Origin of the sequence: Kitasatospora sp. NPDC056446 (genome assembly GCF_042796115.1) — a bacterium.
GTDB lineage: Bacteria > Actinomycetota > Actinomycetes > Streptomycetales > Streptomycetaceae > Kitasatospora.
The window spans coordinates 18,537-39,771 of the sequence record NZ_JBHTRF010000039.1; the positions used below are offsets into that span (position 1 = coordinate 18,537).

Genomic DNA, 21,235 nt, shown 5'->3' on the forward strand with positions numbered 1-21,235 from the left:
CCGAGGGGTCAGGCCGCGTGGGCGACAGGGCGGCGCGGGGCGATGACCCGGCCGTCGGGCAGCAGCTCTCCGGTGTCCTCGAACAGGACAACGCCGTTGCAGAGCAGGCTCCAGCCCTGCTCCGGGTGGCAGGCCACCGATACGGCGGCCTCGCGGTCCTCGGACTCGGCCGACGGGCAATCAGGACGGTGCTGGCACATGCGTACCCTCGCTTCGCTCTGCGATCCTCCCCGTGGTGCGGTCGCCGGAGGTCGTGCCGGTCCGGGGCCGCCGCGGTAGTCGGATCCTGTCCGGGCACCGACCAGGTGTTGACCGGCGCTCAAGTGGGTAGGACAGGTGGTCCTTCCACGCTGGTTCCCAGTGTCGGCATCGGCGGACGTGCGCGCAGGTATTTCGTGACATGCGCCACAACTCCCGGGCAGAGATCACCCGTTCAGGTGGCGAAGAGGGGACGATCCGCACCGGTGGGCCAGGCGGGGGATGACCCGATCGGGCCATGGCGGGTGGCCTGTCCGGGTGCTCGCCGTTCGAGTGGGGCACCCGCCGACGGGCGCCGGGGCACGGCGGAGGGCCGCCGGGCGGGTGGTCCGGCGGCCCGTGCGTACGGCTGCGGACGGCTCAGGAGGAGCCGAGCAGCAGCGGCCTGACGAGCGGCGCCCGGGCCAGCAGCGGCAGGAGCTCGGCGGCGGGGTAGGCGCGGTGCGCGGTGACGCCGAGTGGGGCCGGGGCGAGCGGGATCAGCAGGTCGGCGGCCGGACCGGTGTCGGGGCTGTGCAGCCAGAGCGCGGTGGCGTACTGGCCCGGGAAGGTCAGCAGCCGGGGCTGCCGGCGGCCCGGGGAGGTCTGGGCGAGCTGCCAGGCCTCACGCAGCGCCCGGACCGTCGAGTCGAGGTAGGGGCCGGCGGTGAAGTGGGAGAACGTGTGGCCTTCGACGCCCTGTACCACCTCGGCGGCGGCGGCCACCTCGGCGCCGTCCTTGATCAGGAAGCGCCAGCCGGTGCGGCGGGCGGCGGGCAGTTCGGGGCGTGGGCCGTCCAGGACGTGCACCGCGAGCGGGTGGGCGGGGACGAGTGGGCCGGCCGGGTGACGAAGCGCTGCGGCGGCGGGCTGGCGCAGCGCGGTCTCCGAGTCGAGTGCGCCCAGGACCGCGCGCAGGGCGCTCGGTGGGGGCTGGGGGGTCTGCAGGGTCATGGCGGTGTCCGCCTCTCCAGGCGAGATCGGCGTGCGAGTGCGGCATACCGGCATGGCGCGGCGCGTCATCGGTGACGGGGCCTGGCCGTGTCCGGTTGTGCAGGATCGCGGTGCCGGCGCGGTCGCCGCCGTCGAGAGGGCGTCGGGGCGGGAGCGGACCGGCCGGAGCGCTGTGCGAATTCCATCGAACAGATGCGCAGGGTGATCTGTTTATCACAGGCAGTGGCGCCGGGCAAGTCTGCAGATGGTCTGAATTTCCGTCAGTTGCCTTGCATTGCAAGCCAGTACAAGCATTCGGGTATCGATCTTCGAGCCGGGCATGATGGTTGCACGGTCGGTCGGCCGGTGGCTCGACAGGGTGTCTCAGGAGGAGGGGACCGTGGGCGAGAAGGTCGTGGCGACTCGGGCGGATCTGGCGGACCGGCAGTTGTACCGGCGCAAGCTCCAGGCCTGTCAGGAAGCACTGGGACGGATGCTGCGGGAGGACCGCTTCGACCGGCCACGGGCCGTGATGGGGCTGGAGATCGAGCTCAACCTGGCCGACGAGCAGGGCCTGCCGGCCATGAGCAACGCCCAGGTGCTGAGCGCCATCGGCTCCAGCGACTTCCAGACCGAGCTGGGAAAGTTCAACATCGAGGTCAACATCGCCCCGCACCGGCTCTGCGGGCACGTCTTCGAGGACCTGCGCGAGGAGATCGACACCGGGCTGCGCTACGCCGACCGGCGGGCCGCCGAGGCGGGCGCCCGGATCGTCATGGTCGGCATCCTGCCGACCCTGGAGCACGCCCACACCGGGCTGGACGCGATGAGCCACAACCAGCGGTACACCCTGCTCAGCGACCAGATCCTGGCCGCCCGGGGGGAGGAGATCGCGCTGGACATCGACGGCGTCGAGCACCTCCAGCTGGAGTCCATCACCATGGTCGCCGAGGCCGCCGCGACCTCGCTGCAACTGCACCTCCAGGTGACCCCGCAGCGCTTCTCCTCGGTGTGGAACGCCGCCCAGGCGCTCTGCGGGCCGCAGCTCGCGATCGGGGCGAACTCGCCGTTCCTGTTCGGGCGGGAGCTGTGGCGGGAGACCCGTCCGGTGCTCTTCCAGCAGGCCTGCGACACCCGTTCGGCGGAGCTCAAGGCCCAGGGCGTGCGCCCGATCACCTGGTTCGGCGAGCGCTGGGTCGACTCGGCGTACGACCTGTTCGAGGAGAACCTGCGCTACTTCCCCGCGCTGCTGCCGATCTGCGACGACGAGGACCCGCTGAAGGTGTTGGCCTCCGGCGGCGCGCCCAAACTCGCCGAGATGCGGCTGCACAACGGCACCATCTACCGCTGGAACCGGCCCATCTACGACATCGCGGGCGGGGTGGCGCACCTGCGGGTGGAGAACCGGGCGCTGCCGGCCGGGCCGACGGTGGCCGACACCCTGGCCAACGCCGCCTTCTACTACGGGCTGGTGCGGGTGCTCGCCGAGCAGCCCCGGCCGGTCTGGACCCGGCTGCCGTTCGAGCGGGCGGACGAGAACTTCCGCCAGGGCGCCCGGTACGGCATCGACGCGGTGTTCCAGTGGCCGCGCCCCGGCCGGGCCGGGCGCGGCGGCGGGCTGCAGACGGTGCCCGCCGTCGACCTGGTGCTCAACGAACTGCTGCCGATGGCCTACCAGGGGCTCGACGAGTGGGGCGTGGAGCCCGCCGACCGGGACCGCTACCTGGGCATCATCGAGCAGCGCTGCCTGCGCCGCACCAACGGCGCGTCCTGGCAGAGCGCGACCTTCCACCGGCTGCGCGAGCAGTACGGGATGGACCGGCCGGCGGCGCTCGCCGCGATGACCCGGCGCTACGCCGAACACATGCGCGGCGGGGAGCCGGTGCACACCTGGCCCGTCGGCTGAGGCCGCTGATCGCTGATCGCCGGACCCGGCCCGGTCGGGGCGCTGTGTCAGGATGATCGCTCCCGCGGTCGGCCGACCGCCGGAGCGACCGCCCGTCCGCTGGAGCCCCCGTGACCACCGTCCCGACCGCACCGGAGACCGAGCAGCCCACCCGCCGGCTGCTCGGGGCCGAGCTGCTGATCGTCCTCGGCCTCTCGCTCGGGGCCAGCGGGATCAGTGCGCTGATCAGCTTCACGGGCTCGCTCACCGAGCCGCTCAAGCTCGGCCGGCAGGTCGCCACGCTGAACGGCTCGCGGGCGCCCGGGCGGCCCTGGCTCGACCTGGTGTGGCAGCTGTACTACATCGGGCGCGGCCTGATGCCGGTGGTGCTGGTCGGCTACCTGCTGGTGCGCGAGGGCGTCACGCTGCGGGTCCTGGGCTTCGACCTCGGGCAGAAGCTGCGCGACCTCGGCCGCGGCGCCGCCGTCGCGGCCGCGATCGGCGGGTCCGGGCTGGCGCTCTACCTGGCCTCGCAGGCGGCCGGGTACAACCTGACGGTCGCGCCCTCGGGGCTGCCGGACGTCTGGTGGCGGGTGCCGGTGCTGCTGCTCTCGGCCTGGCAGAACGCCGCGCTGGAGGAGGTCGTCGTCCTCGGCTACCTGCTGCGCCGGCTCGGGCAGCGCGGGTGGTCCTGGCCGGCGGCGGTGGCGGCGAGCTCGGTGCTGCGCGGGTCGTACCACCTGTACCAGGGGGTCGGCGGGATGGTCGGCAACATGGTGATGGGGGCGGTGTTCTGCCTGCTGTACCGGCGGTGGGGGCGGGTGATGCCGCTGGTGGCGGCGCACGCGCTGATCGACACCGTGGCCTTCGTCGGGTACGCGCTGCTCGCCGGGCACGTCAGCTGGCTGCCGACCCCCTGAACGGCGCCCCCTTGAGGGCCGCCGTCCGCAGGGCCGACCCCTTGAGCGGGCCCGGCGGGCGGGCGAGCAGCCGGTCGACGTGCCGGCGTTCCAGGCCCTGGCCGGGGTCGACCGGCACCAGCAGGCGGTCGCGGCGCCAGAGGGACTTGCGGAGCAGCCGGGAGGGGATGACGTCGTCCACCCAGGCGAACGGGCGGCCCTCGGCGTAGCGCAGCAGCGGGGCCCACTTCTGGGCGGAGAACAGCTCCATCAGCGGGACGCGCGGGTCGCCGGGCTGTGGGACGTAGCCGGCGAAGCGGACCACCGGGAGTTGGTCCAGGCCGATCGCCGGGGCGACGTGGGTGTTGGCCTCCTCCTCCCAGGTGGTGGCCCAGACCAGTTCGTACGTCCCGGCGAGTTCGCGCAGCCACTGCCCGTGCCGGGCGGAGAGCAGCACGGAGTAGCCGAGCAGGGTGTGGGTGTCGAACCCGGCGTCCGGATGGGGACAGACCGGGTTCAGGACGCCGTCGACGTCCAGGAACAGCAGTGGCTTCGGCACCGGTGGCCCCCCAGAGCGGTTGTGCTTCCTCCCTGTGCGACGCACCATCCGTCCCTTTGGTTGCCCACGGGTGGGCGCACGCGGGGGCGCAGAGGGCGCTCAGGACGTGGACGGTGCTTCGGTGGCGGGCATCAGTGCGTCCGCCGTGCTCCGGCGGGCGGCGCGGCCCGCCCGCCCCGGGGCGGTGGTGCGTGGCGCGTGCGGTGGGCCCGGTGGGGCCGGGGCGGTCAGCCGAGGTGGCCGGAGAGGAAGGTGACGGTGCGCCGCCAGGCGATCCGGGCCTGGAGGGGGTCGTAGGTGCCGAGCAGGTTCTCGTCGTTCATGAAGGCGTGCCCGGCCGGGTAGAAGTGGATCTCGGGGCGGACGTCGGTGGCCTCCCCGATCCGGATCGCGGCCTCGTCCACCGCGGCCATCGGGATCGAGCCGTCCAACTCGCCGAAGTGGCCGAGGACGTGGGCGGTCAGGCCGCGGTAGTCGAAGTCCGGGTCGGGCGGCAGGCCGTAGAAGGGCACCACGGCGGCCACCGCGTCGCCGGCCCGGGCGGCCAGCAGCAGCGCGAAGCCGCCGCCCATGCAGAAGCCGACCACCCCGACGGCGTCGCCGACCACGCCGTCCAGCGAGAGCAGGTGGCCGACGGCACCCGAGAGGTCCTCGACGGCCTGCTCGACCGGGAGTTCGCGCCTGAGCCGGGCCGCCTCGGCGCGGTCGTGGGTGGTCGCGCCGCCGAACAGGTCCGGGGCGAGGACGGTGAAGCCCTCGGCCGCGAAGCGGTCGGCGACGGCCGCCATGTGCGAGGTGAGCCCCCACCACTCCTGCACCACCACCAGGCCGGGTCCGACGCCCTGCGGCGGGCGGGCCAGGTACCCGTGCGCGGTGCGGCCGTTGCTCGGGAAGGTGACGTTCTGCCGGGAGCCGCGCTGCTCGGGCATGGCTTCCTCTCGGTGGGTCGGGCCGCGTGCGGCGGGGGTACGGCGGGGCGGGCGGGGTCAGCCCATCTCCTCCAGGGCGCGGCCCTTGGTCTCCTTGATGCAGAAGGCCACGAAGGGGATGGAGAGCAGGGCGAAGGCCGCGTAGATGACGTACGTCGCCGAGAGGTTCCAGTCGGCGAGGTCCGGGAAGCTGACGGTGATCGCCCAGTTGGCGAGCCACTGGGCGGAGGCGGCGACGGACAGGGCGAGCGCGCGGATCCGGTTGGGGAACATCTCGCCGAGCAGGACCCAGACCACGACGCCCCAGGAGAAGGCGAAGCACAGCACGAAGACGTGCGCGGCGATCAGGGCGACGGTGGCGTGGGTGTTGTCCAGGGTGGCGGTGTCGCCGGTGCCGTTGCGGAAGGAGAACGCCCAGGCGGCGGTGCCGAGCGCGGCGGCCATGCCGATCGAGCCGGCCAGGGCCAGCGGCTTGCGGCCGATCCGGTCCACCAGGACCATCGCGATCACCGTGCCGATCACGTTGATGATCGAGGTGGAGAGGCTGATCAGCAGCGAGTTGGACTCGTTGATGCCGACCGACTGCCAGAGGAAGGACGAGTAGTAGAAGATCACGTTGATGCCGACGAACTGCTGGAACACCGAGGCGCCGATGCCCACCCAGACGATCGGCAGCAGGCCGAAGCGGCCGCCGAGCAGGTCCTTGAGCCGGGGCTTGTGGGAGGACTCCAGCACCGACCGGATCTCCGCGACCCTGGCGTCCAGGTCCACGCCCTCGCCCTCGACCTCCACCAGCACCTTGCGGGCCTGCGCCTCGCGCTGGTCGGCGATCAGGAACCGCGGCGACTCCGGGATGGAGAGCGCCATCAGGCCGTACACCAGGGCCGGGATGGTCTCCACGCCGAGCATCCACTGCCAGGCCTGGACACCGCCGAGGTGGCCGGTGGACTCGCCGCCCGCGGCCTGGTTGAGTGCCCAGTTGGCGAGCTGGGAGACGGTGATGCCGAGCACGATCGCCATCTGCTGGAACGAGGCGAGCCGGCCGCGGTAGGCGGTCGGCGCGACCTCGGCGATGTAGGTGGGCGCGATCACCGAGGCGATGCCGATCGCGATGCCGCCGACCACCCGCCAGGCGGCGAGGGCCTCGATGTTCGGCGGGAACATCGAGCCGATGCCGCTGGCCGCGAACAGCACCGCGGCCAGCAGCATCGTGCGCACCCGGCCCAGGTGGTCGGCGAGCCGGCCGGCGGCCACCGCGCCGGCGGCCGAGCCGAGCAGCGCGATGGCCACCACGAAGGCGGTGGTGCCGTGGCCCACCGCGAAGTGCTTCTGGATGCCCGTCACCGCGCCGTTGATCACCGCGCTGTCGTAGCCGAACAGGAAGCCGCCCATGGCGGCGGCCGCCGAGATGAAGACCACGTGGCCGAGGTGGGCCTCGCCGGACTCCCGTCGGCTGTTGAGTGAGGACACGCGCGCTCCCGGGGTGGACGGGCCCGCTCTGACGCGGAGTGGGCAGGGCTCGTCTCACATTCGAGCAGCGCGGGGACCGACCTGCGCGAGTTCGCGGCCGATCGGGTGAGGCGGGGTCAGTCGGCGGCGCGCGGTGCGGCGGTGCGCCGTGCGCCGGCGCGTCCCCCGGTGCCGGCCGGCCCGGCGGCGGCGGCCGCGGCGTCGACGCGTCGGCGGTGGCGGCGGAGCAGCTGGCCGCGGGCGGCGGCGTACTGGTCCCGGGCGCGCCCGCCGCCGTCCGCGCGTTCGGCGAGGCGGTCGGCGATCGTGTGCTGTGCCTCGACGGGCTTCTTGTCGTCGTACTTGAACTTGGCCCGCACCTCGGTGACGGTCAGCCGGAGCCCGCGCAGGCCGGGCAGCTGCCGGGCCAGCTCACCGCCGCCGGGCACCACCCGGACCTCCGGCGTCTCGGGCTGGAAGTGCGCCAGCTGGCGGTTGAGGATCTCCGCCTTGCCGGCCGCGGACTCCACCACCTCGGCGGTGCAGTGGAAGTGGACCGAGGCGTAGTAGCTGGTGGGCGTGCCCGGGGCGCCGCGCCAGTGGCCCGGTGCGAAGGCGTAGCCGTCGGTGACCGCGAGGGTGACCTGCGGGTCGGCTCGGACGGCGGCCAGCAGCGGGTTGGGCGCGGCGAGGTGGAGCAGGATCTCGCCGCGCTCGGCGTCCAGCAGGAAGTGCGTCGGGACGAGCACCGGGCCCTCGCCGGGGCCGCCGTTGGCGGCGAGGAGGCCGAAGTCGCGGCCCTCGTCGAGCCAGGCGCGCCACTCGGCCTCGTCGCCGCGGTCCCAGGACCTGATCAGCACGGTGGCCTCCCGTCAGCGGGGGTAGCCGCGCAGGTGCGCGGGGAGCGGGACGGTGCTGCCGGCGTGCGGCTGGGGGGTGCCGTAGCCGGAGGTGACCGGGATCAGGCCGGACCAGTACGGGAGGTCGGCGTCGTCCGGGTCGTCGGAGGCGTCGTCGGCGCGGGACTTGGCCGAGACCTCGTCCAGCTCCAGCCGGACGACGGCGGTGGCGGCGAGCTCCTTGGCGTTGGCCGGGCGGACCTCGGCGGAGCGGCCGGGTATCGCGTGGTCGACCAGCGCGGCCAGCGCGACGTCCAGCTCCTCGGGGTCGGTGACCTGGTACGCGGTGCCGTGGGCGACGACCGAGCGGAAGTTCACCGAGTGGTTGAAGGCGGACTTGGTCAGCACCAGCGCGTCGACCTGGGTGACGGTGACGCAGACCGCCATGCCCTGCTCGTCGGAGGCGCCGCGCATCGGGCGGCTGCCGGTGGAGCCGTGGACGTAGAGCCGGCTGCCGACCCGGGCGAAGATCGTCGGCAGGACGACGGGGGCGCCGTCGGCGACGAAGCCGAGGTGGCAGAGGTAGGTGCTGTCGAGGATGGCGTGGATCGCCTCCTGCTCCCAGGTGGCCCGGTCCCGGTAGCGGGTCGGGGTGGTCCTGGGGGTGCGGGCGTAGGTCGGCGAGCCTTCCGGGCTGTCTGACATGACATCCTCTATGTACTAGTGCATAATTTGCTTTGTGCTAGGAGACTATCCGCTGAAAGGGCGACGCGCCAGCGAAATCGCGGCGCACATCGAACAGGGCGTGAGCAGCGGACTGCTCGCCCCGGGAACCGCGCTGCCCCCGCTGCGCGACCTCGCCGCCGAACTCGGCGTCAACCCCAACACCGTCGCCGCCGCCTACCGGCTGCTGCGCGACCGCGGCGTGATCGAGACGGCCGGCCGCAAGGGCAGCCGGATCCTGCCCAGGCCCGCGCTCACCCCGCGCGACCAGATCCGCGTCCCCGTCCCCCCGTACGCCCGGGACCTGTCCACCGGCAACCCCGACCCGGCGCTGCTGCCCGACCTCGCCCAGGCCCTCGCGGCCGCCGCCGAGGCCGCCCGTGCCGATCCGGTGCTCTACGGGCACCCCGCCGTCGACCCGGCGCTGCTCGCGCTCGCCCGGGCCGGCTTCGAGGCCGACGGACTGCCCGGAGGCCCGATCGCCGTCGCCTCCGGCTCGCTCGACACCATCGAGCGCATCCTCGGCGCCCGGCTGCGCCCGGGCGACGCGGTGGCCGTGGAGGACCCCGGCTGGGGCAGCCTGCTCGACCTGCTGCCCGCGATGGGCCTGAAGCAGGTCCCCGTCCGGCTGGACGACGAGGGCCCGCTGCCGGGCGCGCTCGCGGCGGCGCTGGCCGAGGGCGTCCGGGCGGTCGTGGTCACCAGCCGGGCGCAGAACCCGACCGGAGCGGCGCTCACCGCGCGCCGGGCCGAGGAGCTGAGGGCCGTCCTGGCCGGGCACCCCGGGGTGCTGCTGATCGAGGACGACCACGGGCACGGCATGGTCGACCAGCCCTACCACCCGCTGGTCGGCACCGGCACGCGGCACTGGGCGGTGGTGCGCTCGGCGGCCAAGGCGTACGGGCCGGACCTGCGGATCTCGACGGCGGTCGGCGACGCCGAGACGATCGGACGGGTGACCGGGCGGCTGCGGCTGGGCGCGGGCTGGGTCAGCCACCTGCTGCAGCGCACCGTCGCCGAGCTGTGGCGCGGCGACGCGGCACCGGTCGCGCGGGTGGCCGCCGTGTACCGGACCCGGCGGGACGCGCTGCTGGGCGAGCTGGCGGCGCGCGGGATCGAGGCGCACGGGCGGAGCGGGCTGAACGTCTGGGTGCCGGTGCCGGACGAGACCTCGGCGCTGGCGGCGCTGGTGCAGCGCGGCTGGGTCGCGGCGCCCGGCGCGCGGTACCGGATCCAGTCGCCGCCCGGGCTGCGGTTCACCACGGCGCGGCTGGAGGCGGCGCAGGCCAGGGAGCTGGCGGAGGACCTCGCGGCAGTGTTGGGGGCGGGCGGGGGCGGTTCACGGCTGGTGTGAAGGGCGGGGCAGGTGAGGCGGGTGTGAACCGGGGGCGGCATCCGGTCGTCGGGTGCCGCCCTGGTCTGAACCCGGCGGTAACAAAAGCGGAAACCTGCCGCAGATACCTAGCGGTAACAGGCGGGGGCATGTCATCTTCATCGCGCCACCGGCCGGCGGCCCACCCTCACTGACGCGTCTTCCCGTTCCCCATCCCACGGGGAGACCGAGCCGCAGGAGTTCCGCCGTGCCCGAAAACTGTTCGAGCATCACCCGCAGTGCGCCTCGACTCGGCCGACGGCTGCTCGCCGCAGCCTTCGCCCTCCCGCTCGCTGTCGCGGGCCTGGCGGTCGCCACCCCGGCCTCCGCCGCCCCGGCCGCGGTGCCGTCCGGGCCCACCGCCAGCGTCACGCTCGGCGACAGCTACATCTCCGGCGAGGCCGGCCGCTGGATGGGCAACTCCGCCGGCACCAGCGGCAGCCGCAACGGCACCGACCGCGCCTGGACCGGCGGTTCGTACGACCCCCCGCGGGTCTACGGCGCCACGGCGGCGAGCGGCTGCGACCGCTCGGACGTCGCCGAGGTGCTCAGCGCCTCGACCGGCGCCCAGAACGAGATCAACCTGGCCTGCTCCGGCGCCGTCGCCGCGAACGTCTTCCGCGCCTCCAACGGCGGCCAGTCGCTCAAGGGCGAGGCCCCGCAGGCCGACCAGCTGGCCACCGTCGCGCGGCAGAACAACGTCAAGCTGATCACCCTGTCGATCGGCGGCAACGACCTGGGCTTCTCCGGCATCATCTCCGACTGCGTGCAGGACTACCTGATCTGGTACTCGTACTGCCACGGTTCCGCGCAGTCCTCGATCGACTCGAAGCTGCCGACGGCGATGGCCGGGGTCGGGAAGGCCGTCGACGAGATCCGCGCGGTGATGGCCGGCGCGGGCTACGCGAAGTCGGACTACCGGCTGGTGCTCCAGTCCTACCCGTCGCCGATCCCGCGCAGCGCCGAGATGCGCTACCCGGAGAGCGGCTGGACCCGCTCCAACACCGGCGGCTGCCCGTTCTGGGACGGTGACGCCGACTGGGCCCGCGACTCGATGGTCCCGCAGATCTCCCAGGCGCTCGCGGGCGTCGCCGCGTCCAAGGGCGCGCAGTTCCTGGACCTGTCGGACATGCTGCAGGGCCGAGAGGTCTGCTCCACGGCCACCGCGCAGCCGACCGCGGGCTCCGGCCCGTCCGCGACCACCAGCGAGTGGGCGCGCTTCCTGGACGGCGGGCTCAACTCCACCCAGGGCGTGCTGCAGGAGTCGATGCACCCCAACTACTACGGCCAGCAGGCGGTCGGGCGCTGCCTGACGCTGCTCTGGGGCCGTTCCAGCGGTGACTTCGCCTGCCGCAACACGGCCGGGCAGGACGCGGGCGGGATGTACCTGACCGCGCGCTGACCCCACATGCTCCGGCGCCCCCGCAGGGGCGCCGGAGCGCACGTCCCGCTCAGCCCTTGGCGAGCAGCGACTGGGCGTGGGCGCGGACCTGGTCCTTGGTCAGGTACGCGTCGGTGTACTCGAAGTCGCGCAGCCGGGCGGGCTGGCGGGCGAGGAAGCCGGTACGGACGAAGTCGTCCCCCGCGGTCGCGTTGAGCAGCCAGTTGGCGCCCACCCGGAACTTGGCCGCGTTGGTGCGCATCGCCATCAGGTGGTAGCCGCGCGCCACCAGCTGGGCGGGCACCCCGCGCAGCTCCACGCCGACCGGCTTGGACACCGCGTCCTTGCCGCCGAGGTCGACCACCAGGCCCAGGTCCTTGTGGTAGTAGGGCTCCAGCGGCTGGTTGCGGAGCGAGGAGATCACGTTGTCGGCCACCGCGCGGCCCTGCCGGGCGGAGTGCTGGGCGGTCGGCGGGCAGACCGCGCCGTCGCCCTTGGCGAGGTCCGGCACGGCGGCCGCGTCGCCCAGCGCGAACATGCCCTCGAACTGCGGCACCCGCATCTCCGCCGTCACGGCGAGCCGGCCGCGGACCGTCTCGGCGTCCAGGGTGCCGATCAGCGGGCTCGCGGCCACGCCGGCGGTCCAGATCAGGGTGCGGCAGGGGAGTACCCGGCCGTCGGTGAACTTGACGGACTCGGCGCCGACTTCGGCCACCGAGACGCCCAGCGACACCTCGATGCCGCGCCCGCGCAGCACCTCCAGGGCCGCCTGGCCGAGTGGGTCGCCGAGCTCCGGCATCAGCTTCGGGGCGATGTCGATCAGGTGCCACTTGATCTGCCGGGCGTCCAGGCGGGGGTAGCGGTGGGCGGCGGCGGTGGTCAGGCGCTGGAGGCAGGCGGCCGTCTCGGTGCCCGCGTAGCCGCCGCCGACCACCACGAACTGGAGCCGGGACTCGCGCTCCCGCTGGTCCAGGGTGGCCGAGGCGAGGTCGAGTTGGGCGATCACGTGGTCGCGGACGTACGTGGCCTCGGCGAGCGTCTTCATGCCGCGGGCGTAGTCGGTGAGGCCCGGGATGTCGAAGGTCCTGGTGACACTGCCGGGGGCGAGCACCAGGACGTCGTACTTCTGCGCGACCACCTCGTCGGTGATCTTGCGGACCACGCACACCTTGGAGGCCGGGTCCACGCCGATGGCGCCGCCGGGGACGATGTGGGTGCGGCGCAGCGTGCGGCGCAGCGAGACGGCCACGGACTGCGGGGTGAGGACGCCGGCGGCGACGTGCGGCAGGAGGGGGAGGTAGAGCTGGTAACTGAACGGTGTGACCAGCGAGATCTCGGCTTCCGAGGGTGACAGCTTGCGTTCGAGGCGGCGGGCGCACTCCAGTCCGGCGAAGCCACCGCCCACGATCAGGATCCGAGGTCGTTCCATCGCTCATCCCTTTGCCGTGAAGGTCCCCGTTACTGTCCGCCACACTCGCACGGAGCAGCGGGGGCTGCCACCGGGGCGGAGCGGACGAGCGAGCGGGCGGCGGGGCCGCGGCACGGCGGTCGGGGCCGGGGCGGGCCGCGGGCGGGCGCACGGCGGGGACAGCGGCACCGATAGGCTGTGCGCGTGCTACCCGAGGTGACGGCGATCCGGTACGTGACGCCACTACGAGAAGGCGGCTCGATGCCGGGCCTGGTCGAGGCCGACGATCGGCGGCTCTACGCGCTGAAATGGGTCGGTGCGGCGCAGGGGCGCAAGGCCCTGGTCGCCGAGGTGCTGGCCGCCGAGCTGGGGCGCCGGCTCGGGCTGCCGGTGCCGGAGCTGGTGACCGTCGACCTGGACCCGGTGCTCGCGCGCAGTGAGCCGGACCAGCAGATCCAGGACCAGATGCGGGCCAGCGGGGGGACCAACCTCGGGATGGCCTTCGTCAGCGGTGCGCTCAACTTCGACCCGCTCTGCTTCGAGGTGGACTCCGAACTCGCGGGCCAGGTGCTCTGGTTCGACGCGCTGATCGGCAATGTGGACCGGTCCTGGCGCAACCCCAACCTGCTGGTGGCGACCGGCGGGCTGCGCCTGATCGACCACGGCGCGAGCCTGATCTTCCACCACAACTGGCCGGGGGCCGGGGCCTGGGTGCGCCGCCCGTACGACGCCTCCGACCACGCGCTGCTGGCGGCCCGGCCGGACCTGGCCGCCGCCGACAAGGTGCTCGCGCCGCTCGCGGAGGCGGCGGTGGAGGCGGCCGTGGCGCAGATCCCCGACGTCTGGCTGACGGACGAGTCCGGCTTCGACTCGCCCGACGAGGTGCGCGCCGCGTACCTGGCCCAGCTGACCGGGCGACTGGCCGGTCCCCGTGACTGGCTTCCGGAGGTGTCCGCATGACCGGGTCGTCGAGGTCCGCGCTGCCGGCCACCGTCGAGCTGCACGATTACGAGTACGCCGTGATCCGGGCGGTGCCGAGGGTCGAGCGCGGCGAGTGCGTCAACGTCGGGGTGCTGCTGTACTGCCGGCAGAGCTCGCACCTGGCGGCCCGCACGCACCTGGACCAGGCGCGGCTGCTGGCGCTGGACCCGGTGGCGGACGTGCAGGGGGTGCGGCGGGCGCTGCACGGGATCGAGGCGGTCTGCCTGGGCGGCCCGCAGGCCGGTCCGGCGGCGGGGGACAGCCCGGGGCAGCGCTTCCGCTGGCTGACCGCGCCGCGCAGCGCGGTCGTCCAGCCGGGGCCGGTGCACACCGGGCTGACCGCCGACCCGGACGCCGAGCTGCGGCGGCTGTTCGACCAGCTGGTGCTCTGAGCGGGCGCCCGCAGGGGCGCCCGAGGGCCGGGTGGGGCGCGTGGGACGTGCGCGAGCGGGCGCGTGGGCGGGCGTGCGGGGCGGATGCGGGGCGGCTCGCCGACGGTTGCCCCGGTCAAAGCTTGAGTTGGTGAAGCACCTGGTCGTACGCTGACCCCATGGGTTCGACAGCGACGACGACCGTACCGACCAACGCCGAGCTGATGGAGGTGTTGGCCTCCGTCGGTGCCGCGTACTTCCAGGACTTCGCGGCGGCCGCGGCCCGGCACGGCCTCTCCTCCTCGCAGGCCAAGGCGCTGGGGGCGGTGCAGGAGCCGGTGCCGATGCGGGCGCTGGCCGGGCGCCTCGGCTGCGACGCGTCGAACGTCACCGGGATCGTGGACCGGCTGGAGTCGCTGGGCCTGGCCAACCGGGCGGCGGCGGCCGGCGACCGCCGGGTGAAGATCGTGGTGATCACGGCCGAGGGCCGCGAGATCCTCAACCGGATCCGGGGCGAGATGGCCCGCACCCACCAGGCCTTCGAGGCGATGACCGACGACCAGCGGATCGCCCTGCACTCGATCTGCTCGCAGGTCCTGCCGGTCCTGGCGGGCCGGACGCCCGGCGCCCAGTAAGGCGTGTCCGACACGCCCAGGCGCCGCGCCGACGGTCCGGCGGTGGGCCCCGACCGGGCCCACCCCATCCGCCGACGTCCGGCATGACCTCGGCTGTTACCCTTGCGAAGCGTGAGCGCGAAGCCCCAGATCCCCAATGTCCTGGCCTCCCGGTACGCCTCGGCGACCCTGGCCCAGCTGTGGTCCCCCGAGCACAAGGTGGTCCTCGAGCGCCACCTGTGGCTCGCCGTCCTGAAGGCCCAGCAGGACCTCGGCGTCGAGGTTCCCGCGACCGCCGTCGCCGACTACGAGCGGGTCGTCGACCAGGTCGACCTCGGCTCGATCGCCGCCCGTGAGCGGGTCACCCGCCACGACGTGAAGGCCCGGATCGAGGAGTTCAGCGAACTCGCCGGCCACGAGCAGATCCACAAGGGCATGACGTCCCGGGACCTGACCGAGAACGTCGAGCAGCTGCAGGTCCGCCAGTCGCTGGAGCACGTCCGCGACCGTACGGTGGCCGTGCTGGTGCGCCTGGCCAAGCTGTCGGCGCAGCACTCCGAGCTGGTCATGGCCGGCCGGTCGCACAACGTGGCCGCGCAGGCCACCACCCTGGGCAAGCGCTTCGCGTCGATCACCGACGAGCTGCTGGTCGCCTTCCGCCGCCTGGAGGAGCTGATCGCCCGCTACCCGCTGCGCGGGATCAAGGGCCCGGTCGGCACTGCCCAGGACATGCTGGACCTGCTCGGCGGCGACACCGACAAGCTGGCCGAGCTGGAGCGCCGGGTCGCCGGGCACCTCGGCTTCGAGAACGTGCTGACCAGCGTCGGCCAGGTCTACCCGCGCTCGCTGGACTTCGAGGTGCTCACCGCCCTCGTCCAGCTGGCCGCCGCGCCGTCCAGCCTGGCCAAGACCATCCGCCTGATGGCCGGCCACGAGCTGGTCACGGAGGGCTTCAAGGAGGGCCAGGTCGGCTCCTCCGCGATGCCGCACAAGATGAACACCCGCTCCTGCGAGCGCGTCAACGGCCTGGCCGTCATCCTGCGCGGCTACGCCTCGATGACCGGCGAGCTGGCCGGCGACCAGTGGAACGAGGGCGACGTCTCCTGCTCGGTGGTGCGCCGGGTCGCGCTGCCGGACGCGTTCTTCGCCTTCGACGGCCTGCTGGAGACCTTCCTGACCGTCCTCGACGAGTTCGGCGCCTTCCCCGCCGTGGTCGAGGCCGAGCTGGACCGCTACCTGCCGTTCCTCGCCACCACCAAGGTGCTGATGGGCGCGGTGCGCGCGGGCGTCGGCCGGGAGACCGCGCACGAGGTCATCAAGGAGCACGCCGTCGCCTCCGCGCTGGCGATGCGCGCGGGCGCCCGGGAGAACGAGCTGCTGGACCGCCTGGCCGCCGACGAGCGGATCCCGCTGGACCGGGCCGCGCTGGACGCGCTGCTGGCCGACCGGCTCTCCTTCACCGGTGCGGCCGGCGCCCAGGTCGCCGAGGTGGTCCGCCAGGTGGACGCCGTCGCGGCCGCCTACCCGGCGGCCGCCAAGTACGCTCCCGGCGACATCCTCTGATACGCCCGTGAGTTGACGCCGGGTCAGCTCGGCTTCGAGGGCCCTGCCACCGGACCGGTGGCAGGGCCCTCGTGCGTGTGGACGTGGCCCGGGTCGAGCGGCGGGGTGGTGCCGCAGCTCCACTCGCAGTCGGGCTCGGCCACCGGGTGGTCCTCGGGGGCGAGCACGTTGCCCCGGACGGTGGTGAAGGCGATCAGCCCGCCGGCGGCCAGCAGGCCCGCGCAGATCAGCATCGCGGTGTGGAAGGCGGAGTCGACCGAGGCCGGTACCCGGTAGGCGTCGCCGCTCAGCCCGGCCAGTGCCGGGAGGGCGGCCACCGCGAGCAGGCCGGCCGCGCGGGCGGCGGCGTTGTTGACCCCGCTCGCGATGCCCGCGTGCCGGACCTCGACGGCGGCCAGCACGGTGGCGGTCAGCGGTGCGACCAGCAGCGTCATCCCGCAGCCCATCACCGTGACGGCGGGCAGCACGTCCGCCCAGTAGGAGGAGTCCGGGCCGGTGCGCAGCATCAGCAGCACCCCGGCGGCGCACAGCAGCGGGCCGATCGTGAGCGGGATCCGCGGGCCGATCCGCTTGCCGAGCCGGCCGGCCCGCGCCGACAGCGCCAGCATCAGCACCGTGATCGGCACCAGCGCGAAGCCCGAGACCAGCGGCGAGAAGCCGGCGACGATCTGGAGCTGCACCACCAGGAGGAAGAAGACGCCGCTGAAGGCCGCGTACACGCAGAGGGTGACCAGGTTCACGGCGGTGAACAGCCGGGAGGAGAACAGGCCGAGCGGCAGCATCGGGTCGGGTGCGCGGCGTTCGACGGCCACGAACGCGGCGGCGAGCACCAGGCCGATCGCCCCGGTGACCCAGACCGCGGGGGACAGGCCCTCGCCGGCGGCGGTCAGCGCGTAGGTGACCGCGCCGAGCGCCAGTGCGGCGAGCACAGCGCCGAGCACGTCGAAGCGGCCGGACGCGCCCTTGTCCCGGCTCTCCGGCACCGATCTGGTGGTGACCGCGATCACGGCGGCCGCGAGCGGCAGGTTCAGCAGGAAGATCCAGCGCCAGCCGGGGCCGTCCACCAGCCAGCCGCCGAGGAAGGGGCCGACCGCGGCCGACACCCCGCCCAGGCCGGACCACAGGCCGACCGCGGCCGAGCGGTCGTCAGGGTGGAAGACCGCCTGGAGCATGGCGAGCGAGCCGGGGGTGAGCAGCGCGCCGCCGATGCCCTGGACGGCCCGGGCGGCGACCAGCACCTGGATGTTCGGCGCGGCGGCGCAGGCCGCGGAGGCGGCGGCGAACCAGACCACGCCGATCAGGAAGACCCGGCGCCGTCCGTAGCGGTCGCCGAGCGCGCCGCCGAGCAGGATCAGGCCCGCCAGGGTGAGCAGATAGGAGTTCAGCGTCCATTGGAGGGACGCCAGGGAGGCACCGAGATCGGTGCCGATGCGGGGCAGGGCGACGTTCACCACGGTGCCGTCGAGCATCGCCATGCTGGAGCCGAGCACGGTCGCCAGTAGTACCCAGCGACCCTGCGCGGTGCCCAGGCGCAGGGTGCCGGCCTCGGAGGTGGCCACGGCCCGATCCTGCGCCTCCCGAGGCGTACGTGACAAGGGTCACCGGTGGGTGTGTCGGTGGCGTGCGGTGCGTGAGCGGGCGACTGCGCGGCGGCGTCGACTTCGGCGCAGGGTCGTGGATCAGTGGCGGGGGGTGAATGGGTTGTGTACGCACTGTGCGGGCCGGTATCCGGAGGGTGACGGTGACCAGGGAGATGGTTGCCGATTCAAGAGATCGACATTGCTTCACCCGAACGGATGGGTTTTAGTTCAGCGACCGCCCGGCCAGTCCGGACGGATCCGCCGGGTGGAACGCCGAATCCTGCCGCTGCCCGGTGGTTCGATCTGAACTCTGTACGGCAGGAGCGGGGGACCCACAGGTAAGTCGCCGGACCGGAGTTCGCGCCTCAGGGCGCGGGCGTCCAGGACCGGCTTGGGGTGAAGCCGCACATGCGGCCGGGCAACTCCAGCCCGAACCCGACAGCTCACCTCGCAGGCGTCGGAGAGGAAAATTCCATGCCTGCACAGGCTCGTCGTATCGCCCTGCCCCGCGCCGCCCGGATCGGCATCGCCACCGCTGTGACCGGTGTCTCCTTCGCCCTTCCGCTGGTGACCGCGATCAGCGCCCAGGCCCACACCGCCCCGGCCCCCGCCGCCGCCTCCGCGCCGGCGGCCCAGGCCGCCGCGCCGGCCCCGGCCGCCTCGGCCGCCTCGGCCGAGAGCTACCGCGTCGTCAGCGGGGACACCCTGTCCAAGATCGCCGACGCCCGGAACGTCCAGGGCGGCTGGCACGCGCTGTACGAGCAGAACCGCTCGCTCGTCGGTGCCGACCCGAACCTGATCTTCCCGGGTCAGCAGCTCGCGCTCGCCGGCCACGCCGCCGCCCCGGCTGCTCCGGCCGCCCCGGCGAAGCCCGCCAAGCCGGCCGCGCCGGTCACCCAGGCCGCCGCCGCCAAGCCGCAGGCCCAGGTCCAGGTCCAGACCGAGGCCGCCAAGCCGTCCGCCCAGGTGCAGACCCAGGTTCAGACCGCGGCCCCGGCCCCGGCCGTGACCGCCGTCCCGGTCGCCGCCAGTGCCGCCTTCGTCGCGCCGCTGGCCAACCCGAAGCTGGGCACCGCCTACGGCGTGGCCGGCTCGATGTGGGCCTCCGGCCACCACACCGGCCAGGACTTCGTCGCCTCCACCGGCACCCCGCTGCGCGCCGTCGGCAACGGCGTCGTGGTCAAGGCCGGCAACGGCGGCGCCTACGGCAACGAGGTGGAGATCAAGCTCGCCGACGGCCACTACGCCGAGTACGCGCACCTCTCCTCGATCGGTGTGACGATCGGTCAGTCCGTCACCGTCGGCCAGCAGATCGGCCTCTCCGGCGCCACCGGCAACGTGACCGGCCCGCACCTGCACTTCGAGATCCGCAACGGCTCGGAGTACGGCTCGGACATCGACCCGGTCGCCTACCTGCGCGCCCACGGCGTCGCGCTCTGACCCTCCGGGGTCTCAGGAACCACCGCTGCTGCGGAGCGAATCGGTCCTCCGGGATGGTCATGTCGGGTGACCGCTCGACCGGGTGACCGCCGCGCGGCGGACATGGGCGCGGGACACGCCCAGGCCGGCCCGGCTCGCGGGACATACCCCCTCGCGAGCCGGGCCGGCCACTGCCGTTTCCGGGGCGTCCGGTCGTTCGAGGCCGGCTCCGGGCGGTCGAACATGGCGTCAACTCTGCCGTCAGGCAGCGGGGTTGTCGGATGATCCGCGCCTTGCGGGGCGCCTGGCGGCACCCGATGCTTTCGGCAGTCAGCGCCCGGCCGGTCCGGCGGGCGGGAGAGCCGGGGCAGGCGAGGAGGCCGGATGGCCGTCCGGGGCGAGGGCGTGGTCGGGGGCCGGTCGGGGAAGCCGCCGGGGACGGGGCCGTCGGGGAAGCGGCCCGGCGGGGATCCCGCGTCGGCGGGGGAGGCGGCGGACGGCGCTGGTCCGGGGGAGGCGGGGACGCCGGCCACGGCGGACGGCGCGGAGGCGGTGGGGGGCGCGGCGGCGGTGGACCGGCTGAAGGCGGGCTCGGTCGGCCTGGTCGGCGTGGTGTTCATGGCCGTCGCCACCGCCGCCCCGATCACCGCGATGACCGGCAACCTGCCCATCGTCGTCGGCCAGGGGAACGGCGTCGGCGCGCCCGCCGCGTACATCGTGGCGACCGTCGTGCTCACGGTGTTCTCGATCGGGTACGTGGCGATGGCCCGGCACATCACCGCGGCCGGGGCGTTCTACGGGTACGTCTCGCACGGGCTGGGGCGGGTCGCCGGGATGGCGTCGGGGCTGCTCGCGCTGCTCGCGTACATCGTCTTCGAGGCCTCGGTCCTCGGCTTCTTCGCGTACTCGCTGCGCGGGCTGGTCCGGGCCCAGGTGGGGGTGGATCTCGGCTGGGGCTGGTACGCGCTGTTCGGACTGGTCGTGATCGGGGTGACGGGCTGGTTCGACCTGCATCTGACGACGGGGGTGCTCGGGGTCGCGCTGGTGCTGGAGGTCGCGGTGCTGGGCGCGGTCTCGGTGGCGGTGCTGTGCTCCGGCGGCGGGCCGGACGGGATCGTCGGGGCGGCCGTGAACCCGCTGAACGCGCTGAAGGGGGTGGGGAGTTCGGGGGCGGAGGCGGCCGGGCTCGGACTGTTCTTCGCGTTCTGCTCCTGGGTGGGCTTCGAGTCGACCGCGATGTACGGCGAGGAGTCCCGGGACCCGAAGCGGGTGGTGCCGAGGGCGACCCTGGTGTCCGTGGTCGGGGTCGGGCTGTTCTACGTCTTCGTGTCCTGGATGATCGTCTCCGGCAACGGGGTCCGGCACGCGATCGCGGTGGCGGGCGGCGCGGTGCCGGGCAAGGACGGCAACAGCCTGTTCTTCGACCCGCTCGGCGAGCACCTCGGGGCCTGGGCGGTGACGGTCTTCCAATGGCTGGTCGTCACCGGCTCGTTCGCGTGCGCGATGGCGTTCCACCAGTGCGCGGCGCGGTACCTGTACGCGATCGGGCGGGAGGGACTGCTGCACCCGGCGCTGGGGCGCACCCACCGGCGGTACGGCTCGCCGCACGTGGCCTCGGTGGTGCAGTCGGTGATCGCGGCGGTGCTGGTGGCGGCGTTCCTGGCGGCGGGGATGGACCCGTACGCGCACCTGTACACGCTGCTGGCGCTGCTCGGGACGATGGCGATCCTGGTCGTGCAGACGCTCTGCTCCTTCGCCGTGGTCGGGTACTTCCACGTGCGGGGCCGTCATCCGGAGACGGCGCACTGGTTCCGGACGCTGGTCGCGCCGCTGCTGGGCGGGGTGGCGATGGCCGGGGTGGTGGTGCTGCTGGTCCTGGCCAGGGACGCCGCGGCGGGGGCGGCGGCGCACACGCTGCTGTTCCGGGTGATCCCGTACCTGGTGATCGGGGTGTTCGCGGGCGGGATCGGGCTGGCCCTCGCGGTGCGCCGGTGGCGGCCGGAGCTGTACGGGCGGATGGGGCGGATCGTGCTGGAGGACGCCGTCGAGCGGTGACGGGGTTCGGGCGTCGGGGTCGGCCGTGAGCCGGGTGG

The 21,235-nt window shown here is 73.8% G+C and carries 19 protein-coding genes and 1 riboswitch; of the genes, 10 read left to right on the forward strand and 9 right to left on the reverse strand.

Translation table 11 applies throughout. From position 1 onward, the window contains the following. Positions 1–8: 8 nt before the first annotated feature. Positions 9–200: a DUF5999 family protein gene (locus tag ACFQ6N_RS23650; protein WP_380652330.1), complete on the reverse strand. Its 192-nt coding sequence runs from the start codon at positions 198–200 to the stop codon at positions 9–11. Positions 201–618: 418 nt separating this feature from the next. Then, a complete protein-coding gene (locus ACFQ6N_RS23655) occupies positions 619–1,191 on the reverse strand; it encodes a hypothetical protein (protein WP_380652333.1) in 573 nt (190 codons plus the stop codon). Between the two features lie 379 nt (positions 1,192–1,570). Between ACFQ6N_RS23655 and ACFQ6N_RS23660 the strand changes: the two genes are divergently transcribed. After that, positions 1,571–3,076, forward strand: coding sequence for a glutamate--cysteine ligase (locus tag ACFQ6N_RS23660; RefSeq protein ID WP_380652336.1), 1,506 nt, complete (start codon positions 1,571–1,573; stop codon positions 3,074–3,076). A 110-nt stretch (positions 3,077–3,186) separates the two neighbouring features. Then, positions 3,187–3,975 (forward strand): CPBP family intramembrane glutamic endopeptidase, encoded by a 789-nt coding sequence (locus ACFQ6N_RS23665; protein ID WP_380652339.1) that lies wholly within the window; start codon positions 3,187–3,189, stop codon positions 3,973–3,975. Here the strand turns inward: ACFQ6N_RS23665 and ACFQ6N_RS23670 are convergent. The 5 genes from ACFQ6N_RS23670 to ACFQ6N_RS23690 form a co-directional block, all read right to left on the reverse strand. After that, on the reverse strand, positions 3,953–4,513 hold the full coding sequence (locus tag ACFQ6N_RS23670) for an HAD domain-containing protein (RefSeq protein ID WP_380652342.1): 561 nt from the start codon (positions 4,511–4,513) through the stop codon (positions 3,953–3,955). The two genes, ACFQ6N_RS23665 and ACFQ6N_RS23670, sit on opposite strands and share 23 nt — an antisense overlap. Before the next feature lie 227 nt (positions 4,514–4,740). Then, positions 4,741–5,442, reverse strand: a complete 702-nt coding sequence (locus ACFQ6N_RS23675; protein ID WP_380652345.1) for a dienelactone hydrolase family protein — start codon at positions 5,440–5,442, stop codon at positions 4,741–4,743. 57 nt (positions 5,443–5,499) lie between these two features. Then, entirely contained in the window at positions 5,500–6,912 is a 1,413-nt protein-coding gene (locus ACFQ6N_RS23680; RefSeq protein ID WP_380652348.1) for a sugar porter family MFS transporter, read from the reverse strand. Between the two features lie 116 nt (positions 6,913–7,028). Continuing rightward, positions 7,029–7,751: an FMN-binding negative transcriptional regulator gene (locus tag ACFQ6N_RS23685; protein ID WP_380652351.1), complete on the reverse strand. Its 723-nt coding sequence runs from the start codon at positions 7,749–7,751 to the stop codon at positions 7,029–7,031. A gap of 12 nt (positions 7,752–7,763) precedes the next feature. Further along, positions 7,764–8,435: a pyridoxamine 5'-phosphate oxidase family protein gene (locus ACFQ6N_RS23690; RefSeq protein ID WP_380652354.1), complete on the reverse strand. Its 672-nt coding sequence runs from the start codon at positions 8,433–8,435 to the stop codon at positions 7,764–7,766. A 34-nt stretch (positions 8,436–8,469) separates the two neighbouring features. Here ACFQ6N_RS23690 and ACFQ6N_RS23695 point away from each other — a divergent pair, with 34 nt between their 5' ends. Next, positions 8,470–9,807 carry an aminotransferase class I/II-fold pyridoxal phosphate-dependent enzyme gene (locus ACFQ6N_RS23695; RefSeq protein ID WP_380652357.1) on the forward strand — a complete coding sequence of 446 codons (1,338 nt, stop codon included), beginning with the start codon at positions 8,470–8,472 and terminating at the stop codon, positions 9,805–9,807. A gap of 226 nt (positions 9,808–10,033) precedes the next feature. Next, positions 10,034–11,227 carry a GDSL-type esterase/lipase family protein gene (locus ACFQ6N_RS23700; protein ID WP_380652360.1) on the forward strand — a complete coding sequence of 398 codons (1,194 nt, stop codon included), beginning with the start codon at positions 10,034–10,036 and terminating at the stop codon, positions 11,225–11,227. A gap of 49 nt (positions 11,228–11,276) precedes the next feature. Here ACFQ6N_RS23700 and ACFQ6N_RS23705 read toward each other — a convergent pair whose 3' ends face one another. Further along, entirely contained in the window at positions 11,277–12,635 is a 1,359-nt protein-coding gene (locus ACFQ6N_RS23705; RefSeq protein ID WP_380652363.1) for an NAD(P)/FAD-dependent oxidoreductase, read from the reverse strand. 183 nt (positions 12,636–12,818) lie between these two features. Between ACFQ6N_RS23705 and ACFQ6N_RS23710 the strand changes: the two genes are divergently transcribed. The 4 genes from ACFQ6N_RS23710 (at position 12,819) to purB (ending at position 16,143) form a co-directional block, all read left to right on the forward strand. Continuing rightward, positions 12,819–13,574, forward strand: a complete 756-nt coding sequence (locus tag ACFQ6N_RS23710; protein ID WP_380652366.1) for a HipA family kinase — start codon at positions 12,819–12,821, stop codon at positions 13,572–13,574. Beyond that, positions 13,571–13,987 (forward strand): DUF3037 domain-containing protein, encoded by a 417-nt coding sequence (locus tag ACFQ6N_RS23715; RefSeq protein WP_380652369.1) that lies wholly within the window; start codon positions 13,571–13,573, stop codon positions 13,985–13,987. Before ACFQ6N_RS23710 ends, ACFQ6N_RS23715 begins: the two co-directional genes overlap by 4 nt. Positions 13,988–14,145: 158 nt before the next feature. Further along, positions 14,146–14,601: a MarR family winged helix-turn-helix transcriptional regulator gene (locus ACFQ6N_RS23720; RefSeq protein ID WP_380652372.1), complete on the forward strand. Its 456-nt coding sequence runs from the start codon at positions 14,146–14,148 to the stop codon at positions 14,599–14,601. A gap of 111 nt (positions 14,602–14,712) precedes the next feature. Then, positions 14,713–16,143, forward strand: coding sequence for an adenylosuccinate lyase (gene purB, locus ACFQ6N_RS23725; protein ID WP_380652375.1), 1,431 nt, complete (start codon positions 14,713–14,715; stop codon positions 16,141–16,143). Positions 16,144–16,166: 23 nt separating this feature from the next. On the opposite strand, the gene ACFQ6N_RS23730 is transcribed toward purB, so the two are convergent. Continuing rightward, on the reverse strand, positions 16,167–17,702 hold the full coding sequence (locus ACFQ6N_RS23730; protein ID WP_380652378.1) for an MFS transporter: 1,536 nt from the start codon (positions 17,700–17,702) through the stop codon (positions 16,167–16,169). A gap of 282 nt (positions 17,703–17,984) precedes the next feature. Then, a riboswitch (cyclic di-AMP (ydaO/yuaA leader) is annotated at positions 17,985–18,195 on the forward strand. A 2-nt stretch (positions 18,196–18,197) separates the two neighbouring features. On the opposite strand from ACFQ6N_RS23730, the gene ACFQ6N_RS23735 reads away from it, so the two are divergent. Both ACFQ6N_RS23735 and ACFQ6N_RS23740 read left to right on the forward strand, forming a co-directional pair. Beyond that, a complete protein-coding gene (locus ACFQ6N_RS23735; protein ID WP_380652381.1) occupies positions 18,198–19,163 on the forward strand; it encodes a peptidoglycan DD-metalloendopeptidase family protein in 966 nt (321 codons plus the stop codon). A 597-nt stretch (positions 19,164–19,760) separates the two neighbouring features. After that, on the forward strand, positions 19,761–21,197 hold the full coding sequence (locus ACFQ6N_RS23740) for an APC family permease (protein WP_380652494.1): 1,437 nt from the start codon (positions 19,761–19,763) through the stop codon (positions 21,195–21,197). Positions 21,198–21,235 lie beyond the last annotated feature (38 nt).